The organism is Yoonia sp. BS5-3, assembly GCF_038069655.2.
Classification (GTDB): Bacteria; Pseudomonadota; Alphaproteobacteria; order Rhodobacterales; family Rhodobacteraceae; genus Yoonia; species Yoonia phaeophyticola.
This window is the reverse complement of the sequence record NZ_CP150951.2, coordinates 1,776,603-1,799,428: the sequence shown is the minus strand read 5'-3', so window position 1 is coordinate 1,799,428 and position 22,826 is coordinate 1,776,603. Positions and strand designations below refer to the sequence as shown.

19 protein-coding genes are annotated in these 22,826 nt (G+C 55.5%); 12 read left to right on the top strand and 7 right to left on the bottom strand.

Annotated elements, in window-relative coordinates; all coding sequences use genetic code 11:
- Positions 1-32: 32 nt before the first annotated feature.
- Positions 33-1,700 (bottom strand): NAD+ synthase, encoded by a 1,668-nt coding sequence (locus tag AABB29_RS09055; RefSeq protein WP_341367232.1) that lies wholly within the window; start codon positions 1,698-1,700, stop codon positions 33-35.
- Positions 1,701-1,853: 153 nt separating this feature from the next.
- On the opposite strand from AABB29_RS09055, the gene AABB29_RS09050 reads away from it, so the two are divergent.
- Complete coding sequence (locus AABB29_RS09050) at positions 1,854-3,263, top strand: 2-isopropylmalate synthase (protein WP_341367233.1); 1,410 nt, start codon at positions 1,854-1,856, stop codon at positions 3,261-3,263.
- An 82-nt stretch (positions 3,264-3,345) separates the two neighbouring features.
- On the opposite strand, the gene AABB29_RS09045 is transcribed toward AABB29_RS09050, so the two are convergent.
- Entirely contained in the window at positions 3,346-4,860 is a 1,515-nt protein-coding gene (locus tag AABB29_RS09045; protein ID WP_373636887.1) for a cryptochrome/photolyase family protein, read from the bottom strand.
- A complete protein-coding gene (locus AABB29_RS09040) occupies positions 4,857-5,519 on the bottom strand; it encodes an SDR family NAD(P)-dependent oxidoreductase (RefSeq protein WP_341367234.1) in 663 nt (220 codons plus the stop codon). Before AABB29_RS09040 ends, AABB29_RS09045 begins: the two co-directional genes overlap by 4 nt.
- Positions 5,520-5,581: 62 nt before the next feature.
- Between AABB29_RS09040 and AABB29_RS09035 the strand changes: the two genes are divergently transcribed.
- Complete coding sequence (locus AABB29_RS09035; protein ID WP_341367235.1) at positions 5,582-6,343, top strand: hypothetical protein; 762 nt, start codon at positions 5,582-5,584, stop codon at positions 6,341-6,343.
- Positions 6,344-6,431: 88 nt separating this feature from the next.
- Positions 6,432-7,799, top strand: coding sequence for an MATE family efflux transporter (locus AABB29_RS09030; RefSeq protein WP_341367236.1), 1,368 nt, complete (start codon positions 6,432-6,434; stop codon positions 7,797-7,799).
- Between the two features lie 2 nt (positions 7,800-7,801).
- Here the strand turns inward: AABB29_RS09030 and AABB29_RS09025 are convergent, their stop codons facing one another.
- Positions 7,802-8,485: a GntR family transcriptional regulator gene (locus AABB29_RS09025; RefSeq protein ID WP_341367237.1), complete on the bottom strand. Its 684-nt coding sequence runs from the start codon at positions 8,483-8,485 to the stop codon at positions 7,802-7,804.
- Positions 8,486-8,827: 342 nt separating this feature from the next.
- Here AABB29_RS09025 and AABB29_RS09020 point away from each other — a divergent pair, with 342 nt between their 5' ends.
- From AABB29_RS09020 to AABB29_RS08990, 7 genes are all read left to right on the top strand, one after another.
- Positions 8,828-9,931 (top strand): sn-glycerol-3-phosphate ABC transporter ATP-binding protein UgpC, encoded by a 1,104-nt coding sequence (locus tag AABB29_RS09020; protein ID WP_341367238.1) that lies wholly within the window; start codon positions 8,828-8,830, stop codon positions 9,929-9,931.
- A 2-nt stretch (positions 9,932-9,933) separates the two neighbouring features.
- Positions 9,934-10,947, top strand: coding sequence for an ABC transporter permease subunit (locus tag AABB29_RS09015; protein WP_341367239.1), 1,014 nt, complete (start codon positions 9,934-9,936; stop codon positions 10,945-10,947).
- A gap of 13 nt (positions 10,948-10,960) precedes the next feature.
- Complete coding sequence (locus tag AABB29_RS09010; RefSeq protein ID WP_341367240.1) at positions 10,961-11,842, top strand: carbohydrate ABC transporter permease; 882 nt, start codon at positions 10,961-10,963, stop codon at positions 11,840-11,842.
- A gap of 27 nt (positions 11,843-11,869) precedes the next feature.
- The gene (locus tag AABB29_RS09005; protein WP_341367241.1) at positions 11,870-13,435 is read left to right on the top strand and encodes a sugar ABC transporter permease; all 1,566 of its coding nucleotides are present in this window, start codon (positions 11,870-11,872) and stop codon (positions 13,433-13,435) included.
- An 82-nt stretch (positions 13,436-13,517) separates the two neighbouring features.
- Complete coding sequence (locus AABB29_RS09000; protein WP_341367242.1) at positions 13,518-15,845, top strand: DUF4962 domain-containing protein; 2,328 nt, start codon at positions 13,518-13,520, stop codon at positions 15,843-15,845.
- A 30-nt stretch (positions 15,846-15,875) separates the two neighbouring features.
- Entirely contained in the window at positions 15,876-16,619 is a 744-nt protein-coding gene (locus AABB29_RS08995; protein ID WP_341367243.1) for a 3-oxoacyl-ACP reductase family protein, read from the top strand.
- A 33-nt stretch (positions 16,620-16,652) separates the two neighbouring features.
- Complete coding sequence (locus tag AABB29_RS08990) at positions 16,653-18,515, top strand: ABC transporter ATP-binding protein (protein WP_341367244.1); 1,863 nt, start codon at positions 16,653-16,655, stop codon at positions 18,513-18,515.
- On the opposite strand, the gene kduD is transcribed toward AABB29_RS08990, so the two are convergent.
- From kduD to AABB29_RS08975, 3 genes are read right to left on the bottom strand one after another with little or no spacing between them, the layout of a single operon-like run.
- Positions 18,512-19,237, bottom strand: a complete 726-nt coding sequence (gene kduD, locus AABB29_RS08985; protein ID WP_341367245.1) for a 2-dehydro-3-deoxy-D-gluconate 5-dehydrogenase KduD — start codon at positions 19,235-19,237, stop codon at positions 18,512-18,514. The two genes, AABB29_RS08990 and kduD, sit on opposite strands and share 4 nt — an antisense overlap.
- A complete protein-coding gene (kduI, locus tag AABB29_RS08980; RefSeq protein ID WP_341367246.1) occupies positions 19,234-20,061 on the bottom strand; it encodes a 5-dehydro-4-deoxy-D-glucuronate isomerase in 828 nt (275 codons plus the stop codon). Before kduI ends, kduD begins: the two co-directional genes overlap by 4 nt.
- Positions 20,062-20,085: 24 nt before the next feature.
- Positions 20,086-20,397 (bottom strand): cupin domain-containing protein, encoded by a 312-nt coding sequence (locus AABB29_RS08975; RefSeq protein ID WP_341367247.1) that lies wholly within the window; start codon positions 20,395-20,397, stop codon positions 20,086-20,088.
- 157 nt (positions 20,398-20,554) lie between these two features.
- On the opposite strand from AABB29_RS08975, the gene AABB29_RS08970 reads away from it, so the two are divergent.
- Both AABB29_RS08970 and uxuA read left to right on the top strand, forming a co-directional pair.
- Entirely contained in the window at positions 20,555-21,508 is a 954-nt protein-coding gene (locus tag AABB29_RS08970; protein WP_341367248.1) for a sugar kinase, read from the top strand.
- Positions 21,509-21,526: 18 nt separating this feature from the next.
- Positions 21,527-22,675: a mannonate dehydratase gene (uxuA, locus tag AABB29_RS08965; RefSeq protein WP_341367249.1), complete on the top strand. Its 1,149-nt coding sequence runs from the start codon at positions 21,527-21,529 to the stop codon at positions 22,673-22,675.
- The last annotated feature ends 151 nt before the right edge of the window (positions 22,676-22,826 follow it).

Here is a 22,826-nt window from a genome sequence, read left to right as displayed (position 1 = left end):
CATAATCCCACTGGCTGCATCCCCAAAACCAACTACCCCCCGCTGTTGTCACGCCAGCGGTTGACGATCGGATAGCGACGATCCAGCCAGAACGCCCGATTGGAAAGGCGCGGCCCCGGGGCGGATTGGAACCGCTTGTATTCACTTATATAAATCAGATGCTCGACCCGTTTTACCGTCGTCCGATCATAACCCGCTGCAACGCAGTCAGCGACCGAGGCATCCTGATCGACAAGCATTTCGAGGATGCCATCAAGCACGTCATAGGGTGGCAGACTGTCTTCGTCTTTTTGATCCGGGCGCAGTTCAGCCGAAGGCGGCTTGTCGATAATTGCAACCGGGATCACCTCACCCGCCGAGCCTTTCATCCAGGGCGCGTGGTTGGCATTGCGCCAACGCGCCGCTGCAAAGACCCGAGTCTTATACATGTCCTTAATCGGGTTATATCCACCCGCCATATCGCCATAGATTGTGGCATAGCCCACCGCGACCTCGGATTTATTCCCCGTCGTAAGCAACATTTCGCCGAACTTGTTCGACCGCGCCATCAACAACAGCCCCCGAATGCGGGACTGTATGTTTTCCTCGGTCAAATCGGCCTCAAGCCCTTCAAACATTGGGGCCAACGCCTCGGTTACTGCTGCGCGCGGTCCGGCAATGCTGATCGTGTCATATTTGCAGCCCAGCGCCGTCGCCGCTGCCGCCGCATCGTCCAATGATCCTTGGCTTGTATACTCAGATGGCAGCATCACGCAGCGCACATTTTCTGCGCCTAATGCGTCCACTGCAATGGCGGCAACGATGGCACTATCGATCCCCCCGGACAGGCCCAGCAGGACCTTTCCAAAACCGGTTTTACGCATGTAGTCGCGCAGTGCTTCGACCATCACACGATAGTCCTGAGCAAGGTCATCGGGCAGCGTGGCCTTGTCACCTTCGCGGGCGACCCAACCTTTGTCGGTGAGGTCAAAATCAACATGCGCATAGCCGCTTTCAAATACGGGCATTTGCAGTGCTAATTTTCCCCCGCGGTTCAGGACAAATGAGCCCCCATCAAACATCTGATCATCCTGTCCACCAACAAGATTTAAGTAGACCAGAGGCACTTGATTTTCGACAACCCGGCCAACCATTGTGTTCATGCGAATAGGAAATTTGCCCCGAAAATAAGGGGATCCGTTTGGTACGACCAGGATTTCAGCACCGCTTTCGACCATCGCTTCGCAGACATCAGGATACCAGGCATCCTCACAAATCGGGCAACCGATCCGGGGGCCATCGCCCAATGTAAAGGGCCCGGCGATATCGGCACTTTTGAACAGGCGCACCTCATCAAATACATTGAAATTGGGCAGGAAATGTTTGCGCATCCGGGCTGCGATTTTTCCGCCGCGCAGCGTGTAGTAGGCGTTGTAAAGACGCCCCTCTTCAATGACCGGGCAGCCGATTGTCAGGGCAGGTCCATCGGCACAGTCCTCGGCCAATTTAACCAGCGCATCTTGTGCGTCTGCCACGAAGGCAGGGCGCATCACCAGGTCTTGGGTTTGATAGCCAACCAGGAACATTTCAGGCAATGCGACCAGATCTGCATCCGCCGATTTGCCCTCGGCCCATGCAGCGCGCGCCAAAGCCGCATTTCCAACGATGTCTCCCACGGTTGGATTTAATTGCGCCATGGTAATTCGAAAAGATTTTGTCATAGTTTTGTCCCAATGCCTTGTAATGCATGTATCAGATTGCCGGGCGGGGAAAAGGCGCTTGCGTCAGATAACAACCGAATATGGCCGTTGACAGTTGTCAGGTTTTAAGACCTCACTTAAGCTGCTGACTGGTGGGAAGAGATGGAGAAGAAGATGAAGACGTTTGGATTATCAAAAGGTGTGGCGATTGCCCTTGTTTCGGCAGGACTTGCAACAAGCGCCCACGCGCAAACGGTCCAAACCAAACAATATGATGATGGCGGTGTCTATGAAGGCACTTTCGTCAATGGTCTTCAGGACGGCACCGGCACCTACCGTCTTCCCAACGGATATGAGTACATTGGCGAATGGGTCGAGGGCGAGATTCGCGGTCAGGGCACAGCAAAATTCCCAAATGGTTCGGTTTACGAAGGTGAGTTTGTCGCCGGCAAACCGGAAGGTCAGGGACGAATCACATTTGCCGATGGCGGCACGTTCGAAGGCGAATGGGTTGACGGCAACATCACCGGACAAGGCATTGCCGAATATGCCAACGGCGTCGTCTACGAAGGCGAATTCCGCAATGCCATGCATCACGGTGTCGGCACCATGACCAGCCCTGGTGGCTATGTCTACGCAGGTGAGTGGATCAACGGTACGAAAGAGGGCGAAGGGACAATCACCTATCCTGACGGCGCTATCTACGAAGGCACCCTGAAAGCAGGCGAACGTGATGGCACCGGCACACTGACAATGGCGGATGGTCTGGTTTACAGCGGCGCATGGGTTGACGGCCAAATCCAAGGCGTTGGCACATTGACCCAACCTAATGGTGATGTTTACGAAGGCGATTTGATTGCAGGACGCCGCGAAGGCACCGGAACCGTAACTTATGCGAATGGCGACACCTATGAGGGCAGTTTCGTCAATGACCGCCGTGAAGGGACCGGAACATTCCGCGGCACCGATGGTTATGTCTATGTCGGCGATTGGGTCGCTGGGCAGATCGATGGCAGCGGTGAAGTGACCTATCCAGACGGGTCAGTCTATGTGGGCACATTCTCTGCCGATTTGGCCGATGGGACCGGCAAGATCACTTATCCCGATGGCTCGAGCTACGAAGGCGAGTGGGAGCTAGGCGTCATCAACGGAACCGGCGTGGCAACTTATGTCAACGGTCTTGTTTATGAAGGCGAGTTTCTGAACGCCAAGAACCATGGCCAGGGTAAGATGACTTATGCAGATGGCTACGTCTACGAAGGTCAGTGGGCCGATGGCCAGCGCAACGGCCTTGGCCGCGCAACATATGCAGACGGAACACTTTATGTGGGTGAATTCCTGAACGGCCAGCGTAATGGCGCAGGCGAAATCACATTGCCCGACGGTTTCAGCTATGTCGGATCTTGGCAGGATGGTGAAATCAGCGGCGAGGGTGTCGCGACATACGCAAATGGCGATGTCTATGAGGGCGCATTCGTACGCGGCCGCCGTGAAGGCAACGGTACCATGCGCTATGCGACCGGTCAGGAAAGCACCGGCATCTGGTCAGATGGGGCATTGGTTTCGGAAACGGCTGACGACTAGTCTGATTGAAGATTTTGTCTAAAAGCGGTCCCTTTTCGGGACCGTTTTGCTTTTGAACCATCGTGATGTTGCAGCACGCGCTCTAAACGACCTCGCCTGCGTCCAGCCGCGCTAGCCATTTGCCAGCTTCGGAAAGAACACGCGTGCGGCGGGCCTCATCCATCCGATCCCAAACCCGATACATATTTCCCATTCTGGGGTTGCCGGTAAATCGGTCGCGATGACGATCCAAAAAATGCCAGTATAGCAGGTTAAACGGACACGCATCGGGCCCTGTTTTATCCTGCACGCGGTAATCGCAGGACCCGCAGTAATCCGACATTTTGTGAATGTAGTTACCGGATGAGATGTAAGGCTTGGATGCGATGATCCCATCATCGGCATATTGGCTCATCCCGATGACATTCGGCGCTTCAACCCATTCATAAGCATCTGCGTAAACGGCCAGATACCACGCGTGCACTTCGCCCGGATCTATTCCAGCCAAAAGCGCGAAATTGCCCGTCACCATCAGGCGCTGAATATGATGGGCATAGGCCTCAGACTGTGTTTGCCCGACGGATTTAGCCATGCAGTTCATACGGGTCTCACCGCCCCAATACATCGCAGGCAACGACCGATCATGGTCCAGCGCATTGCGCCGGGTATAATCAGGCCCTTCGCGGAAATAGATGCCTCTGACATATTCGCGCCACCCGATGATTTGGCGAATGAACCCTTCAACCGCATTCAGTGGCGCATGTCCCGCGCGATAGGCAGCTTCGGCCTGTTTGCAGACATCCAACGGATCAAGAAGACCCGCATTCAGATAAAAGCTGATAAGCGAATGAAAAAGAAACTGGTGATCATTCAGCATGGCGTCTTGGAAATCGCCGAATTCCGGTAGTCCGCCATCAAGCCAATGGGTCAGTTGTTCTTGGGCCTGCGCCGCATCTGTGGCGAACCAGAAGGGGCGTAGATCGCCAAAGTTCTGGGCAAAGCGGGCTTCGACCAAGTCCAGGACATCGTTATCAGAGGGAAATCGCAAGGGGCCAGCGTAGTTGATTTGATCAGGCGCTGGTTTGCGGTTGTCATGGTCATAGTTCCATTTGCCCCCTTCCGGTTTGTCGCCGTCCATCAGCAAACCGGTCTTGCGGCGCATATCGCGGTAGAAATACTCCATCCGCAACTGTTTGCGGTCTTTGGCCCAATCATCAAACTCAGCATGTGAGGCGATAAAGCGGTCATCTGGCAAACAATGGGATCGCAAAGGCATATCTGCCAAAGCGTTGATCAAACGCCACTCGCCCGGTTCGGTGTAAACAACGCCTTTGGCGTTCGTTTCCGCTGCGCGCCGGATCAATTCACCCGTAATTGATCCGGTATTATCCGGGTCGTCCAAACGCGAATAGGCAACCTGCCAGCCGTCTTGGCGCAGTTGATCTGCAAACTTGCGCATGGCTGTCAGGCAAAACGCGATCTTTTTGGGGTGATGCGGCACATAGGACGCCTCTGCCATGACCTCGGCCATCACGATCATGTCCTTGGCTTTGTCTGTCTTGCGCAACGCCGACAGGTTTGGTGACAATTGATCACCAAGGACCAACACCAACCTCACCAGGCGATTTCCTGCCCGGCATAGTCATAAAAGCCGCCAGACTGTGCGGGGGTCAGATCATGCAGAACGGATAACAGGTTTCTGGCCGCGTCCTGCGGTGGCACCATGGGGTGCCTGCCCGCGTAATTGGCAGTAAAGGACGTCTCGACTGTTCCGGGATGCAAGGCCGCGCAGACCGATTGCGCATGCGTGCGCGACAATTCAATTGCGGCACCACGGATAATCTGGTTCAGCGCCGCCTTTGAGGCCCGATAAGAGTGCCACCCACCCAAGCTATTGTCGCCGATCGACCCGACGCGCGCCGACAAGATACCGATGGCACAAGGTCGATCCCGTGGCAGCAAACGCGCCGCGTGCCGCAAGATCAGTGCAGGGCCAATCGTATTGACGGACAGCACGCGGGCCATGTCATCGGCCTTGATCCCGGCAAGGTTCTTTTCAGGCGCCCCCCACAGAGGCGCCAGAATGCCCAAGGCGACAAAGATTAAATCGAACGGTTCGGTCAGCAAATCTAACGAACGATCAACAGATGCAGCATTACCAACGTCGAAACCATCGACAGACCGCGACAACGTCGTGACGTTCCACTTGTCCTGCTCCAGCACGTTACAGATCGCTGAACCGATCCCGCCAGTTGCGCCGATCACCAAAGCACGCATGCAATTCTCCTTTGACTTTGTCTCAGTTAGCGCCACGTTTGAAATGAACAAGGAGGATGACAATGCGACTGGCCATCATATTCCTGGGATTGATTGGGGCACCTGCTGCCGCGCTCGAACTGACCTATCAAACAAGCTATGATCTCAACCGGCCGGCCAGTCTGGATTATGATCCTGCATTTTGCGGTTTGTGGATCGCCAATGAAGGACCAGAGATCATTCTGGTAAATCTGCAAGGGGGCGAACTACGCCGATTTGGCAGCGACCTGAGCCGGATCAAGGCCGTGACACTGGAAGGAAATAACCTGCTGGTTGCTGACGGGTTTGGCGGCTTTCAGCGGGTCACCAAAAATGGTGAACCTCTCGCGGGACCTTTTCAATCTGGCGTCGGCTTTGCCGATACCGAAGGTCTGACCATTGATGATGACGGCACGATTATCATGGTCGAAGATGATCCCGAACGCATGACGTGGATCAATCCTGACGGCACCGTTCAACGGCAAATCAATACGCGCGATCTCAACCCGCCGCTGACCGAGGCGCAAGGCATCGCGCGCGACCCGCGTACAGGCCATCTGCTCATCGTGGATGATTGGGAGGGCACCAATTCGCTGTATGAATTCGATGCAGAAGGCGTATTGCTCGGGACGACATCCCTGCTGCCTTACGGCCAAGACCCAGAGGGCATCGCAATCCGTCCGGGTTCTAACCAAGTATTCATTGCGTTTGACGGCGGCGCCTCGATTGCCTCATTTGACTATCAAGCCACACTGCCAGCCGGGGCAGAGCCATTGCCACCCGGACCGGATTGCCTGATGTTTTGACCTCGGGTTAACTTACAGCATTGCACCCGGCGGTTGCAGCTTCTAGGTGTCAGAGCTTCGAGCAACCTGTCAATCTCAGACCGAGACCGTGCAAAAAACCGATCATGAACATGATACGCCAACATCCTGGGGGTTGTTTGGTTTAGCTTGGCCGCTTGGTCTGAAAGCCGTGATGCTGCACGGCATCATTGTCATCGATTTCTACCTTGTCTCGCCCTTGGGTGAACCCGCATTGGCGGCTATGGGCCTTGCTGGCGCGGTGGCTGGGCTGCTGCTGGGCGTCCTGCTGGCGTTTTCGAATGCAACGCAAATCCGCATCGCGCAGGCTTTTGGTGCGACAGGGCCGACGGCCCTGAAAACCAGCTTTCTATGTGGATTGCTGATCAATGTGGCCGCCACCGCGATCGGCATCATGCTAGTGCTGTTTTTCGGATCGCAGATCATCGACACATTCGCGCACACCCCGGAAATCGCAGCCCAGGGGACGTCATATCTATATGTGTTTTTGTTGGTCGTATTGTTTGAGGCCGTTGCGCAATGCTTTGAAGGGCACTTCAATGGCTGCGGTCGCACCAAAATCACCTTTTTTGGTTTCCTCATCGCCGTCCCGATCAATATTGGGCTCAGCATCGCGCTGATCTACGGGCTTTATGGTTTCCCAGAGCTTGGACTGGTCGGTGCGGCATGGGGCAGCGCGGCGGCCTCGGCAACGCGGATGATTTTTCTGGCCGCTCGGTTTTGGCGCACGGATCGGCATACTCTGCAGGCCACCGGCTGGTCAAAGCCGACATTTGGCGCGGCACTGCGCCGCCATTGGGTCTTTTCAGTGCCCATTGCAGGCACCTTCATTAGCGTGACCTTCGGCAACCAAGTCTGCATGTTGATCTATGCCAAGATGAGCGTCTTTGAGTTTGCGGCGCTGGCGTTGATCCTGCCCTGGGTACAAACGGCGGGAACCTTTGGTATGGCCTGGGCGCAAGCCACGGGGATCGCCATGGCGCAGCTTTTGGGAAAAGGCACAGCAGAGCCTGCACTGGATGCGTTCTTATCGCGGGCATGGCGCGGGGCGTTTGTGGCAGCCGGATTAGTCGCACTGTCCTATCTGGCGATCTGCCTGATGTCAGAGCGGATTTATGACAATCTGCAGCCTGAAACGGTTGCCGCGTTGTTCACGTTTCTACCGATCCTGCTGATCCTGCCCTTTCCCAAAGGATCAAACGCGATTTGCGGGCAGACCTTGCGGGCATCGGGTGACACAGTCCGGGTCATGAACATCTTCATCGCCGGGCAATGGCTGTGCAAAGTCCCGTTGACCGCGTTTTTCGTTCTCTATCTTGACCTGCACGTCGCTTGGGTTTTTGCGCTCGTGCTTGTGGAAGAGCTGTTCAAATTTCCGCCCTTCCATCTGCGCCTTCTCAAAGGGGATTGGAAAAATTCACAGGTGCTTGACGACTGATCCTAAGGGTCGAAATAATCCTCGTTAGCGTTTGAGATCGCCGTGATTGTGTCATCCAAACGCGACAAATGCTGCATACCGGCGGCGACAGCACCCTCTGCATCATGCTCTTTCACACGTGCCGCAATCGTTTCATGATCTTTCAACAATTGGGTCATGCGGTTTTCTTTTGACAGGCTCAAAACACACAGACGATCAACACGCGCTTTTTCCTGTTGGATCACCTCAAAGGCAAATTCTGCCTTGGCAATCTCACAAAGGGTCTGGTGAAATGCATAGTCCTGCGCGCCGAATTTATCATAGTCGCCAGCAGCCACTGTCGCAGCTTGCAGCGTGAGCGCGGCATCCAATTGGGCGGCACCGATCGGGTCGCATTCTTTGGCGGCGCGGCGCAGGACCTCAGATTCGACAGCGGCCCGCACAAAGCGGGATTTGGTGATTTCGCGGGATGAAAAGCGTTTTACCTCGGTCGCGCGTTGCGGGCGGATCAGCAGAAGATCAAGGTTTTCAAGGCGGCTGAACGCATCGCGGACCGGCTGACGCGACACACCAAATTGCGCGGCAATATCCGCCTCTGAAATCTTGTCGCCAGGCAATAATTTCAACGATGAGATTTCATCATACAGGTGGTCAAATACAACATCCACGCTTGTACGACGGTCCCGCGTCTGGGTCATGTTAGGCATGTCTTCTTCTCCGTAGTTGCGGGTAAATAGTCGCTCTTACTGAAAAATTCCAGTTTTTGACGGGCAACAACGGCACATCACCCCGCTTTGCGGCATTGCCGCAGCAATAATGCACGTCATGGGATTTCGACATAGCAGACACTGCAACCTTTACCGTGTGAATGTCCGCGATCATCTTATTAACCCTTTGTATTGTTCGACCTATTTGAAACGATTACTAGGATTAAATCAATACTAGTATTCTAGTTAGCCCACTGGTATACCAGCTGGAAATCCGGCGAATCTCAAACGGTCGGGCATGAAAATAGTGGGACCGCGCAAAAGCGCATCAGGGGAGGAACCATGTCTGGCGTAGAGTTGGAAAGCATCGTCAAGGCCTATGGGGCGTTGCAAGTCGTTCATGGAATCGATCTTAAGGTCGAAGAAAAAGAATTCGTCGTATTGGTCGGGCCTTCGGGCTGCGGCAAATCCACGACCCTGCGAATGATCGCCGGGCTGGAAGAAATTTCGGACGGTCAACTGACCATCGATGGGCGCGTGATGAACCGCGTCGCTCCGAAAGACCGTGATGTTGCGATGGTGTTTCAGAACTATGCGCTTTATCCACACCTCAACGTCGCCGATAACATCGCCTTTGGTCTGCGGATTCGCAAAGAGGGCGCTGATACAATCGCATCCTCCATCGAAGAAGTTGGTAACATCCTTGGTCTGACCGACTACATGGAGCGTCGTCCCGCAGATTTGTCCGGCGGTCAGCGCCAGCGGGTTGCGATGGGCCGCGCCATTGTTCGGCGTCCAAAAGTATTTCTATTTGATGAGCCGCTGTCAAATTTGGACGCGAAACTGCGTACTCAAATGCGTGCAGAGATCAAAAGACTACATAAACGGCTTGGCGCGACCAGCATCTATGTGACCCATGACCAGGTTGAGGCGATGACCTTGGCCGACCGGATCGTAGTGATGAATGACGGGCGCATTGAACAGATCGGCACGCCGATGGAACTGTTCCTGAACCCGGCCAACGCGTTTGTTGCTGGCTTCCTTGGTGCGCCGCCGATGAACCAGATCAAAGCTACAATCGCAAGTGGCGCAGACGGTCCGGTGGCCGAGTTTTCTGGCGGCCGCTTGGCTTTGCCTGCGCTGCCCGGCTTGCAAAACGCCGTCGGGCGTCCGGTGATTGTCGGCATTCGCCCGGAATACGCGCAAATCCTGACCGAGCCCGCACCGGGTTCTGTGTCATGCGAATTGGATCTGGTGGAAACACTCGGCTCCGAGGCGCTGCTGCACGTGTCCATTGGCGGCGAGCCATTCGTCATCCGTACGGAAACGCTGGGTAATATGGAAATGCTGAATGCGGTGAACGGTTTCACGGCAGCGCCTGACCTGATCAAAGTCTTTGACGCCGACACAGGGGTCGCCCTTTCCGGGCAGACGCGCGCAGCATGACCATGGCGCAGACCCAAAGCGGCACCGCGCCCGCAAAATCGCAGTTCGCGCAGCGTAGCCGCGCGACCAAGATCAAAGACCACCTGCGCAACGAATGGCGGCTCTACGCCATGTTGCTGCCGACCATCGTTTGGCTGATCGTATTCCTCTACAAGCCCATGTACGGGCTTCAGATCGCGTTCAAGGATTACAGCATCTTTCGCGGCATCGCGAACAGCCCGTGGATCGGGCTTGAGCATTTTGAAAATCTGCTTGGATTTGATTGGAGCGCATTGGGCACCGACGATCCATTCTGGACCGGCGGGAACGAACAGTTCCTCCGCGCCTTACGCAACACGATTTACATCAGTCTTTACAGCCTCTTAATCGGCTTTCCGGTGCCGATCCTGCTGGCACTGATGTTCAATGAAGTGCTGAACCAGTCCTTCAAAAGGACGGCACAGACCATCGTGTATCTGCCACACTTCATTTCATCTGTGATCATCGCCGGTATCGTCATCACAACCTTCTCGCCTTCGGTGGGGATCGTGAATACCGTCTTGGGCTGGTTCGGGGCTGACCCGATCTACTTCCTGACGCGGCCCGAATGGTTCCGCCCGATCTTTATCGGGACAACCATCTGGCAAGAGGCGGGCTTCCAATCCATCGTTTATCTTGCGGCGATCGCCGGTGTGTCCCCGACGCTTTATGAAAGCGCCGTGGTCGATGGTGCCAGCCGCTGGCAGATGATGTGGAAGATCACGCTGCCGTCTATCCTGCCGACGATCATCATCATGCTGATCATCCGGATCGGGAACATGCTGGAAGTGTCGTTTGAGATGATCATCGTGCTCTATCAGCCTGCCACCTATGAAACGGCCGATGTTGTGAACACCTTCATCTATCGGCAGGGCCTGCAAAGCGGACAATACGATTTCGCCGCAGCAGCCGGCCTGTTCAACGCCGTCGTCGCATTCGTCCTGGTGATGAGCGCAAACGCAATCAGCAAGCGCTTCTCGCGCACATCATTGTGGTAGGGGGACCAGGCTGATGGCAAATATGAACCTTTATTCGCGTGGCGACAAAACCTTCGTCATCATCAACATGGTGCTGATTGGGATTTTCACGCTCTCCACGCTATACCCGTTCATCTATATCACGGCGATCTCGCTCAGCTCGGGCTTTGCGGCAACGGCTGGTACAGTGGTGCTGACACCGGTTGAAACCACGGTTGAGGCTTACCGGTATATCCTTGGCGACTCAAAATTCTGGATCAGCTACGGGAACACCTTCATCTACACGATCGGCGGGACACTGGTATCGCTCGCCTTTTTGATCCCGGGTGCCTATGCCCTGTCGCGCCCGCAACTATTCGGGCGCCGGTTCTGGAACCTGATGGTGGCCTTCACCATGTGGTTCAACGCTGGCTTGATCCCATTCTTCCTGAACATGCGTGATCTTGGGCTGCTGGACAGCTATTTTGGGATCATCATTGGTTTTGCGGTTAACGGGTTTAACCTGATCCTGCTGCGCAACTTCTTTGAAGGTGTCCCGGATTCCTTTGAGGAAGCGGCCCGTATGGACGGGGCCAATGATTTCCAGGTTCTGTGGAAAGTGTATGTCCCACTGGCCAAGCCAGCCATCGCAACAGTTGCCCTGTTCTGTATGGTTGCCCGTTGGAACGGCTTCTTCTGGGCCATGGTTCTACTGCAAGACGAAAACAAGATCCCGCTTCAGGTCTATCTGCGTCACACAATCGCGACCCTGTCTGATGATCCTGAGTTCACAGCCACGCAGCTGAATGCCAGCTATTCGTTCGAAACAGTCTCTGCGGCGATTATTGTTTGCTCAATTATTCCGGTACTGATTATCTACCCATTCATCCAGAAGTACTTTGAAAAGGGTATCCTTCTGGGCGGAGTGAAAGAATAAAAACCGAACGCATATAGGGAGGAAACCATGCGCAAACTATCCATAACGTCTGCAATCCTTGCGACGACAGCGATGACTTCACCGGCTTTCGCCGATGGTCACCTGCTGATCGTTGACGAGCCTCTGGAACTGACGATCCAGATGAACCACGCACGTTATCCAACATATAACGAAGACTGGCCGGTCGAGCAGGCAGCACGCAAGCTGACCAATATCCACCTGATCGACGATACCGTGGGTGCAAACATGCGCACGTCGGAAAACACAGGCCGGACCGAAGCGCTGAACCTGATGCTGGCCGCCGGTGCGATCCCAGATATCGTTGGCTCCAGCCGTCTGAAAGACTTCGTCAACCAGTACGGTCCAGAAGGTGCATTCTACCCGCTTAACGATCTGATCGAAGAGCACGCACCAAACATGAAGGCCTATTTCGACGCGCGTCCAGAGATCGCCAGCGCGATTTCAGCTGCCGACGGCAACATGTACTACATCCCATATCTGCCAGACGGTAAATATGGCCGGGCTTACTTTATCCGCTATGACTGGCTGGATGCGCTAGGTCTGGAAGTTCCTGAGACCGTCGAAGAAGTCGAAGAAGTGCTGCGCGCCTTCAAAAACGACGATCCAAACGGCAACGGTGTCGCTGACGAAGTGCCTTACTTTGCCCGTCAATGGCCAGAGCTGATCCGTTTGGTCACATTGTGGGACGGACGTTCGTCTGGTTCCGACACTTATCACGACTTCTACGTTGATGATGGTGAAGTAAAGCACCCCTATGCAGGCGAAGGCTATCGCGATGGGATTGCCGGACTGGCGCGGTGGTATGAAGAAGGTCTTATTGATGCAGAGGTCTTTACCCGCGGCTCATCTGCACGCGAATATCTGCTGTCTGAAAACCTTGGCGGTATGACCCATGACTGGTTCGCATCAACCGCTGGCTACAACACGTCTTTGGCTGATCGGATTGATGGGTTCGCTTTTAAGGCATTCGCCCCACCAGCATCCGTATCCGGCGTCCGCATGGAAGAGCATCGCCGCATTCCGATCAAACCTGACGGATGGGCAATCGGTATCTCGAACGAGCATCCCGTTGAAACCATCAAGTATTTCGACTTCTGGTTCACCGAAGAAGGCCGCCGCCTTGCAAACTTCGGTGTTGAAGGCGAGCAATATACAATGGTTGATGGCGCGCCGCAGTTCACCGAAGAATTCTTGACCAATGGTGAGCCTGTGAACAACCAGCTTTATGCTGTTGGATCGCAGCTTCAGGCCCGTGGCTACTTCCAAGACTACGAGTATGAAAAGCAATGGTCGAATGAGTTCGCCCTGGAAGGCATCGCGCTTTATGACGAAGGTGACTATCTGATCGACCAGTTCCTGGGCGTTGCATTTACAGCCGACGAACAGCGTGTTTATGACCGCACCTTCCCATCGATCCGTGACTACATGCTCGAACGCCAGCAAGGCTGGATCTTGGGCAATGGCGACGTGATGGAAGACTGGGACGCCTATATCGAGACTCTCGACAACATGGGCTACCAGGATCTGATCGCTGTCATGAATTCAGCCTATCAACGCCAATACGGTGGCTGATCGACCCTAACCTCCCTGGGAAGAGCGGTGCTCACGCTGCTCTTCCCGCCTTTTCTCAGACCTCAATTAGAAAGACCAACCGATGTCCGGCCACGCCCAAATTGTCCTTGATGAACCCAAAACTGGGCGTTTGACCATCCAATACGGGCCCGACGAAAACACACAGCTTGCCGAAAATCCGCCGCGTTTCAGCTGGTTGCCCGTCATCGAAGACGAGGCACGCTATACGCTGCGTATTTCCACCGATCCGGCCTATCCGGCGAAGTCGACACAGACATTCACCAACCTGCCGCTTAATTTCTTTACGCCCGACACTGCGCTTGCGGCTGGCCAATACCATTGGTCCTACGCCGTTTGCGATCCGGCAACAGGCGAAGCCATCAGTAATTGGAGCGCGGACCGCACGTTCTCGCTTGCCGAAGACCTGCCCCAAACACCGCTCGCCGGGCGCCAGGCGCGGCTGAAAGACGCAACACGGGCGCATCCGCGGCTTTGGATGACACCAGAGCGCCTTGTCGGTTTCAAAAAGGAAGTCGCCAAGAACCCTGACCATTGCACTTGGTCAAACTTCTTTGAAAAGTCCGTTTTGCCCTGGATGGACCGGGATATTATGCCCGAACCTGCCGGCTATCCCAACCACCAACGTGTGGCCCCGATCTGGCGGCAGACCTATATCGATTGTCAGGAACTGCTTTACGCCATCCGGCACCTCGCCATTGGCGGGCAAGTCACCGAAGACGCTGCCATGTTGGCACGGGCCAAAGAATGGCTGCTCAGCGCGGCCGCCTGGAACCCAACCGGCACGACATCACGCAGCTATACCGATGAATGGGCATTCCGGGTCAATGTGGCTTTGGCATGGGGGTATGACTGGCTGCATGACCAACTATCCGAAGAAGAGCGTGTTACCGTCCGCGCCGCCCTTTTGGCACGGACCCGCGAAACGGCAGATCACCTGATCAAGCACGCCAATATCCACCTGTTCCCCTTCGACAGCCATGCTGTGCGGGCAGTTTCTGCGGTGCTGATCCCGGCCTCAATTGCGCTGTTGGATGATGCGGAAGAAGCCGAAGACTGGCTGCATTACTCCATCGAATTCCTGTTCACGGTCTATTCGCCCTGGGGCGATGCCGATGGCGGCTGGGCCGAAGGTCCGCACTATTGGATGACAGGCATGGCCTATCTGATCGATGCGGCGAACCTGCTGAAATCCTACACGGGCATCAACCTTTACGATCGGCCATTCTTTCAGAAAACCGGTGACTTCCCGCTTTACACTAAATCCCCCGACACACGGCGCGCGACCTTTGGGGATGACAGCACGATGGGTGATCTGCCCTCCGTAAAGATCGGATACAACTTGCGTCAATACGCAGGTGTGACAGGCAACGGGGCCTATCAATGGTATTTTGAGGAAATCAAACGGACCAACCCGGGCACCGAGATGGCGTTCTATAACTGGGGCTGGTGGGACTTTAACTTTGACGAACTGGCCTATCAGACCGATTTCCCGATCATCGAGGCCGTGCCGCCATCGGATGACGACCAATTGCGCTGGTTCAAAGGGATCGGCTGGACGGCCATCCAACACCGGATGCAGGATCCGGATAACCACATCCAATTCGTGATGAAATCCTCGCCCTACGGGTCAATCAGCCACAGCCATGGGGACCAGAATGCGATCTGCCTGGCCGCCTTTGGCGAAGATCTGGCGATCCAGTCAGGGCATTATGTCGCCTTCAACTCAACCATGCACCAGAACTGGCGCCGCAAGACGGTGTCCAAGAACGGTATCCTGATCAACGGCGAAGGGCAGTATTCGGGCAAGGACAAGGTCCAAGCCATGAGCTCGACCGGGAAAATCAACGTCGCCGAAGACCGGGGCGATCATATTTTCATCCAGGGGGATGCGACAGCGGCCTATCAAACCTTGTCGCCACAGGTCAGCTCGGTGCTGCGTGATGTCTATTTTGTCGCCAACAGCTATTTTGTCATCGTGGACGCCATCGATGCGGATGAACCCGTTGAGATCGACTGGCTGCTGCACGCAAATGCGCCGATGACACTGGGCGATACAACGTTCCGGTATTCTGGCGAACGGGCCGGTTTCTACGGGCAATTCCTATGGTCCGAAGCGGGCAACCCGACACTGTCACAACACACCGGTTTTCCGGACGTGGACCCCAGCGAAATCGAAGGCCTGCCCGTCAGCACCTGCCTGCACGCGACCTTCCCCAAAGCAATCCGGCACCGGATCGCAACGCTGCTTGTTCCATACCCGCTGTCAGCGCCCCGCCGTGTCTTCAGTTTCCTCGATGACCAGGGCTATGACTGCGATCTTTACTTCACCGATGCCAACGACCAGAGCTTTAAGGTCGTTGTCCCGAAAACATTCGATGTCGGCGCATAGGGCGCCCTCTCGCAAAAGGAAGGACTACTCATGAAACTCCAAGGCAAAACGGCCATTATTACTGGCGGTGGCCGTGATATCGGCCGGGCAGTCGCGCTGAAGCTGGCTGCAGAAGGTGCGAATATCGCAATCAACTACTTTGCCAGTAGTGCAGGTGCAGATGCGACCGTGGAAGAAATCAAAGCCGCTGGCGGCAAAGCATTTGCCCTTCAGGGCGATCTGAACACCCAGGAAGGTGTTGATGCGCTGGTGGGCAAAACGGTCGAAGAGTTCGGCAGCGTTGACGTGCTGGTCAATAACTCTGGCGGCCTGATCGCGCGGAAAACATTTGCGGAAATGTCGCTTGAGCATTGGAACAATGTGATGTCGCTGAACGTGACAAGCACATTCCTGATGATCAAGGCCGTTGGCCCGCATATGAAAACCGGCACAATCGTCAACCTGGCCAGCCAAGCGGCACGTGACGGCGGCGGCCCCGGCTCGGTAGCCTATGCGGCGTCCAAAGGTGCGGTGATGACCATGACACGTGGTCTGGCCAAAGAACTGGGCCCAGATGTACGCGTCAACGGCCTGTGCCCTGGCATGATCGACACCGATTTCCACAACATCCACACACCCGACGCAGCACGACGTGGATATGAAGCGAACGCGCCTGTGAAACGCCAAGGTCTGCCAGAAGATGTGGCAAACCTGGTCTTGTTCCTGGCTTGCGACGACAGTGCCTTCATCACAGGCACCAATGTCGACATCAATGGCGGTATGCTCTTTAGCTAATGCCAATGATGGTCTGATACAAAAGAGGTAGGCATGGCGCGCTGGTTTGAAAAAGTAACACGCGCCGGCCTACATTTGGTCGATCCGTACCAAGAAGCGGCGACGCTTCACACCCCTCCCAAACGCGTCTGGCCATATATGCGCATGCATCTGCGGCCGCTGCGTTGGGTACTTAGCCTCAGTCTGATCGCAACAATACTGACTGCATCAATCGAAGTCTGGTTGATCAGTTTCGCAGGTCAGCTGATCGATATGTTGGCTGACACATCTCCAGATCAAATTTGGCAAGAACATGGGCTGACACTACTCGGGGCTGCAATTGCGGTCTTGGTATTGCGGCCCATACTGCGTATGGCGCGGCACATATTTAATGACATTGGGCTGGATTGTAATATCGCCAATCTCGTGCGTTGGCGGGCGCATGGACACCTTGCCGCACAATCGGTGGGCTGGTTTCAAAACGATCTGGCGGGACGGACATCGATCCGGCTGATCGAGATGGGCAATTACACCGCGAGTGTTGTGTTCAACACGTTGAACACCGTGGCATTCGGGCTGGTCTATATGGTCGGTATCGTCATCCTTATGGCCGGCACTGACCCACGGCTCGCACTGCCTATCTTGTTGTGGATGCTTGGCTATGCGGCGATCATGCGCTGGATGATCCCCCGCATGATCGCGGCGCAAGAACGCTTTCAGGGTTCAAAATCAGCCCTTGTCGGGAAGGTCGTCGACAGCTTTTCAAACTTCGATACGCTCAAGCTGTTTGCCCGCAAGGATGCGATTGAGCAAGATCATCTAGACGCGCTGGAAACCACCCGCGAGACCCTTTTCAAAGCCAGGCAATTGGGGGTGACGATCCGCACGGCGATCGTGACACTCGAAGGGTTCATCATGGTTTGTTTCATCGGCTATGGCATTTGGCTGTGGTCCTCTGGTGCGGCCAGTATCGGTATTGTCAGTTCTGCCATCGCATTGACCTTTCGGGTAACAAGCCTAGCCGAATGGATGTTGGACGCGATCTGGTCGATCTTTCTGGGGATTGGCAGCATGCGCGAGGGGCTCAAAACCCTGTCACAACCGCTTGCGATCCCATCCCAACCGGATGCACCCGACCTTGTCATCAAAGGCGGGGCAATCACGATGACGAACCTGACCCATCTCTATGGTGGGCAACTGGGCGGGGTGGATGGCGTTGATTTGCAGATTTCCCCGGGGGAAAAGGTTGGTCTGGTCGGGCAATCTGGCGCGGGCAAGTCCACTTTGGTCAATCTGATCCTGCGCTTTTTCGACGCCGAAAGTGGCGAGATCCTGATCGACGGGCAAAATATCCGGGATGTGGACCAAGACAGTCTGCGCAGCGCCATCGGCATGGTCAGCCAACAAGCGGCGCTGCTGAACCGATCAGTCGGGGATAATATCGCCCTGGGGGCGCCTGATATCAGCCAACAAAAAATGGAAGCGGCGGCACGGGAAGCCGCAGCACATGATTTTATTACGCAGCTGCAGGATCAGGCCGGGCGGCAAGGCTATGCTGCGCATGTCGGTGAACGCGGTGTGAAGCTATCAGGTGGCCAACGGCAACGGATCGCGCTGGCACGGGTCATTTTGAAGGACGCGCCCATCCTGATTCTGGATGAAGCCACCAGCGCGCTCGATAGTGAGGTTGAGGCAGAAATTCAGGCGACACTAGGCGATGTGATGCGCGACAAAACCGTCATTGCCATAGCCCACCGTCTTTCCACCATCGCGCAGATGGACCGGATCATCGTGCTGGATAGAGGCCGGATCGTTGAGCAAGGCAACCACGCCACCCTGCTTGCACAGGGCGGCTTGTATGCAAGTTATTGGAAACACCAATCAGGCGGGTTTCTCGGGACCGACGACCCGGCTTAACGCGCCAGCCAGCCCCCATCCACATTCAGCACAGCACCGTGGATATAGTTTGATGCAGGTGCGGCCAAAAACACAGCCGTCTCGGCGATGTCATCCGCTTTGCCCCAGCGCCCGGCTGGAATTCGGTCAAGGATCGCCTTGTTCCGGTCAGCATCGGCGCGCAGCGCTTCGGTATTATTCGTCTCAATATACCCTGGCGCGATGGCATTCACGTTGATGCCTTTGGCGGCCCATTCATTGGCCATGATCTTGGTCAGCCCAGCCACGCCATGTTTGGAGGCGGTATAGCTTGGAACGCGAATACCGCCCTGAAATGACAAGAGCGAGGCGATATTGATAATCTTGCCGTGTCCGCGCGGCAGTGCCGCTTTGGCAAAGGCCTGACAGGTAAAAAACACCGCTTTCAGATTGACATCCATCACGTCATCCCAGTCAGCCTGGGAAAAATCGACGCTATCATCACGGCGGATAATGCCCGCGTTATTGACCAGAATATCAATCTGCCGACCCGCAAAGACATCTTCCGCAGCCATCGGATCTGCAAAATCGAGCTTTAGGGCCTCGGCCTTGTCGATCAACCCTGTCGTTTCATCACAAGATGAGCGGCCCGCGCAAATGACATGCGCACCGGCGCGGCCCATCGCCACCGCGATGGCCTGCCCGATGCCCGTATTGGCACCGGTCACAAGCGCGGTTTGTCCCGCAAGCGAAAACGGGCTCACCGCAATTCATCCATGGCAACCATATCCATATCGGTGAAATCGACATTGTCACCGGCCATCGCCCAGCAGAACGTGTAAGAGGCCGTTCCCGCACCGCAATGGATCGACCATGGGGGCGAAACAACGGCTTCTTCATTGCCCATGATGATATGGCGGGTTTGATCCGGCTGGCCCATAAAATGAAACACGCGCGCATCCTCTGGCACATCAAAGTAAAGATACGCCTCCATCCGGCGATCATGGGTGTGGGCCGGCATGGTGTTCCACACACTGCCAGGCTGGAACTGGGTATACCCCATCAACAACTGGCAGCTGTCGCAGACATCAGGATGCAGGAACTGGATGATCACACGCTCATTCGCCGTTTCGCGGCTTCCCATTTCGATGCGGCGGGCATCAGACAGCTTGATCAATTTGGTCGGGCAGGTGCGATGTGCTGGCGCAGACGTGATATAATAGCGGCCCGCACCCGAGAATGTCACCGGCCCTGCACCCATGCCAATATAAAGCAACTCGCCATTTTCAATCGTGTGGGTTTCACCCGCAACGGTAACAGTCCCGGTTTCTCCAATATTCAGAACGCCCATCTCGCGGCGGTCCAGAAAATTTGAGGTGCCTGTTTCGGCCATATGATCCAGGGTAAGATCCGCACCGGCAGGCACGGCAGAGCCAAGGATAAAGCGATCATAATGGGTGTAAAGCAGATTGATTTCGCCGTCGGCAAACAATCCGTCTTTGTGAAAATGCGCCCGCAGGCCTTCGGTATCAAGCGCTTTGGTTGTGACCGGATCGATGGCGTAGCGCTGTTCAGTCTTTAGCGTCATTGGTTTGTCTCCCCCCATTTACATTTAAAGAAAATCGTCGCGGCGCGGTGTGAAGCAGTCAATCAGGCGGCCTGGCTCAAGGCAGACGCAGCCATGCACGGCATTTGACGGGATCACAAAACTATCGCCGGGGCCGACCTCGGTCACTTCATCATCGATGGTGAACCGGAAACGACCGCTTTCGACAAATGTCGATTGGACATGCGGATGATGATGCAAAGCGCCTTCGGCACCTTCGCTTTCAAAACCAAACGCAACAACCATAAGATTGGGATGATCGGCCAGCACCTGACGCGTAACGTTCTCGCCCGGACGCACCACAGGAAAATCGGTCATCGAGAGCACTCCTTCTGACATGTTGAAACCCCGCATCTGAGCAAGGGGATGACGGTATATGTAGCCGCATCCACTAACTCTTCCACCGGGGTTTTAGGGGACTTTCATTAACTGGTATGATAGTATACCAGTTCGCAAAAAGGAAGCCTCTTTCGCCATGTCGCTCTTTGCAAACATATCTAATCCGTCCAACAGCAGCCCAAACAAATTTAGGTTTGTGTCAATCGGGGAATGTATGGTTGAAATGGCCCCAGCCGATAAGCCCGGGCAATTTCAGATGGGTTTTGCGGGGGATACGTTCAATACGGCCTGGTATGTGAAGACTCTCGCGCCGGAATGGGCGACACGTTATGTCAGCCGGGTTGGGATGGATGACGTCTCGGACCAGCTGGTTCATATGATGGACGATGCCGGGATCGACACGGCCCATATGCAACGCAGCAAAACCCGCGGGGCCGGGCTGTATCTGATCAGCGTACAAGATGGTGAGCGTAGCTTTTCCTACTGGCGCGATCATTCCGCCGCGCGGCAACTGGCAGATGACGAAACCGCGCTGATTGCCGCAACAGAAGACGCCGATATCATCTATTTTTCCGGGATCACCATGGCCATTCTGGACGCCGCAGGGCGGGCCAAATTGCTTGGCGTGATCAAAGGCGCGCGCGAGGCGGGCAAGACCATCGTGTTCGACAGCAATCTGCGCCCCCGGCTTTGGGCGAACGCAGAAGAGATGACACAAACCGTCATGCAGGCCGCCGCCGCCAGCGATATCGTGCTGCCCTCTTATGACGATGAGGCCGCGCATTTCGGCGATGCTGACATCTTTGCAACCCGCGACCGTTATCTGGACACCGGCGCCTCGGTGGTTGTGGTCAAGGACGGGGCGGGCGAAGTGCACTATAGCAAAGATGGGCAGACCGGCTTTGTCAAACCGCCTGTGGCCGAACGGATTGTCGATACAACCTCGGCCGGGGATAGCTTTAATGCAGGCTTTCTTGTTGGACTGGCACAGACCGGGTCAATGCAGGACGCCATTCGCCTGGCTGCCACTGTGGCAGGGCAGGTCATTGGCCAGAAAGGCGCTTTGGTGCCGCTGGCCTTGGATACATGATTCAATAAGGGACAAATCATGAAAGAGACCTGGCGCTGGTTCGGCCCAAAGGATGCAATCACCCTGCCCCAAATCGCCCAAACCGGCGCTGAGGGGATTGTCACAGCCTTGCATGATATCCCCTATGGTGAGGTCTGGACGGCTGAGGCCATCACCGAACGCAAAGATATGATCGAAGCGGCAGATTTCACCTGGGACGTTGTCGAAAGCCTGCCGATCCACGAAGCGATCAAGAAAGGCGAGGGTGACCTGACCCCGTTTTTTGAAAACTACAGACAATCGATGGTCAATCTGGCCGCTGCCGGGCTAAAGACGATCTGCTATAACTTCATGCCACTGCTGGATTGGACCCGCACCGATCTGGCGGCGCCCGTGCCGCGCGGCGGCACTTGCCTGCGCTTTTCAGCGCCCAAAATGGCTGCTTTTGAAATCCACATGCTGGGCCGTGAAGCCGCCCATGATGATTACGACCCCGCGGTTATCGCCGCAGCAACAACCTGGTATGAGCAAAGCGATGAGGCCGCGCGCGCCACATTGCTGAACGCGATCATGGCCGGGCTGCCCGGGGCGTTTGACCGCTATACGATCCCTGAATTGCGCGAAGTCTTGAAAAGCTACGCAGGGATCGGCCGCAATGATCTGCGTCAAAACTACAAACGATTCCTTGATGAGGTGATGCCCACCGCCCAAGAACTGGGTATGAATTTCTGCGTTCATCCCGACGATCCACCGCGCGATATTCTTGGGTTGCCGCGGATCGTCTCAAACGGGGAAGACATTGATTGGATCATGAAGGCCTATGACGCCCCCGAAAACGGGCTGACGCTGTGTTCGGGCTCGCTCGGGGCGAACCCGGCGAATGATGTGCCCGAAATCGCCCGGAGCTTCGGGGATCGGATCCATTTCGCCCATCTGCGCAATGTGCGCAAAGACCCGGACGGGTCATTCCAGGAAGACGCCCATCTGACAGGCGACACCGATATGGTCGCCGTGATCGATGAACTGCTCGAGGCCGAAAGCCGCGACGGAAAATCCATCCCATTCCGGCCCGACCATGGGCATGATTTGCTGATGGATGCAGGTCTGGGCACACAAGCAGGCTATCCGCTTATCGGACGGCTGCGCGGGTTGGCAGAGCTACGGGGCGTGATCACGGCGCTTTCGTAAGGCAAAAAACGGCACATTTTGAGGCTTTTCATCGGGCCAAACACTTGTATAGTCGCGCCCATGATGACCCGCGCCCATATCAATATTGCTGCCTCTTCCGGGGCCCTTTCGCGCGACATCCTACTTCTTAGCAGCCTCTGAGCGTGCCATT

Bases quoted from the DNA above. Each gene is read 5' to 3' on its own strand.
- AABB29_RS08990 (WP_341367244.1), top strand. From the start codon at position 16,653: ATGGCGCGCTGGTTTGAAAAAGTAACACGCGCCGGCCTACATTTGGTC.
- AABB29_RS09005 (WP_341367241.1), top strand. From the start codon at position 11,870: ATGCGCAAACTATCCATAACGTCTGCAATCCTTGCGACGACAGCGATG.
- AABB29_RS09040 (WP_341367234.1), bottom strand. From the start codon at position 5,519: ATGCGTGCTTTGGTGATCGGCGCAACTGGCGGGATCGGTTCAGCGATC.
- AABB29_RS09035 (WP_341367235.1), top strand. From the start codon at position 5,582: ATGCGACTGGCCATCATATTCCTGGGATTGATTGGGGCACCTGCTGCC.
- AABB29_RS09000 (WP_341367242.1), top strand. From the start codon at position 13,518: ATGTCCGGCCACGCCCAAATTGTCCTTGATGAACCCAAAACTGGGCGT.
- kduI (WP_341367246.1), bottom strand. From the start codon at position 20,061: ATGACGCTAAAGACTGAACAGCGCTACGCCATCGATCCGGTCACAACC.
- AABB29_RS09020 (WP_341367238.1), top strand. From the start codon at position 8,828: ATGTCTGGCGTAGAGTTGGAAAGCATCGTCAAGGCCTATGGGGCGTTG.
- AABB29_RS09025 (WP_341367237.1), bottom strand. From the start codon at position 8,485: ATGCCTAACATGACCCAGACGCGGGACCGTCGTACAAGCGTGGATGTT.
- AABB29_RS09010 (WP_341367240.1), top strand. From the start codon at position 10,961: ATGGCAAATATGAACCTTTATTCGCGTGGCGACAAAACCTTCGTCATC.
- AABB29_RS08995 (WP_341367243.1), top strand. From the start codon at position 15,876: ATGAAACTCCAAGGCAAAACGGCCATTATTACTGGCGGTGGCCGTGAT.
- AABB29_RS09015 (WP_341367239.1), top strand. From the start codon at position 9,934: ATGGCGCAGACCCAAAGCGGCACCGCGCCCGCAAAATCGCAGTTCGCG.
- AABB29_RS09055 (WP_341367232.1), bottom strand. From the start codon at position 1,700: ATGACAAAATCTTTTCGAATTACCATGGCGCAATTAAATCCAACCGTG.
- AABB29_RS08975 (WP_341367247.1), bottom strand. From the start codon at position 20,397: ATGACCGATTTTCCTGTGGTGCGTCCGGGCGAGAACGTTACGCGTCAG.
- uxuA (WP_341367249.1), top strand. From the start codon at position 21,527: ATGAAAGAGACCTGGCGCTGGTTCGGCCCAAAGGATGCAATCACCCTG.
- AABB29_RS08970 (WP_341367248.1), top strand. From the start codon at position 20,555: ATGTCGCTCTTTGCAAACATATCTAATCCGTCCAACAGCAGCCCAAAC.
- AABB29_RS09050 (WP_341367233.1), top strand. From the start codon at position 1,854: ATGAAGACGTTTGGATTATCAAAAGGTGTGGCGATTGCCCTTGTTTCG.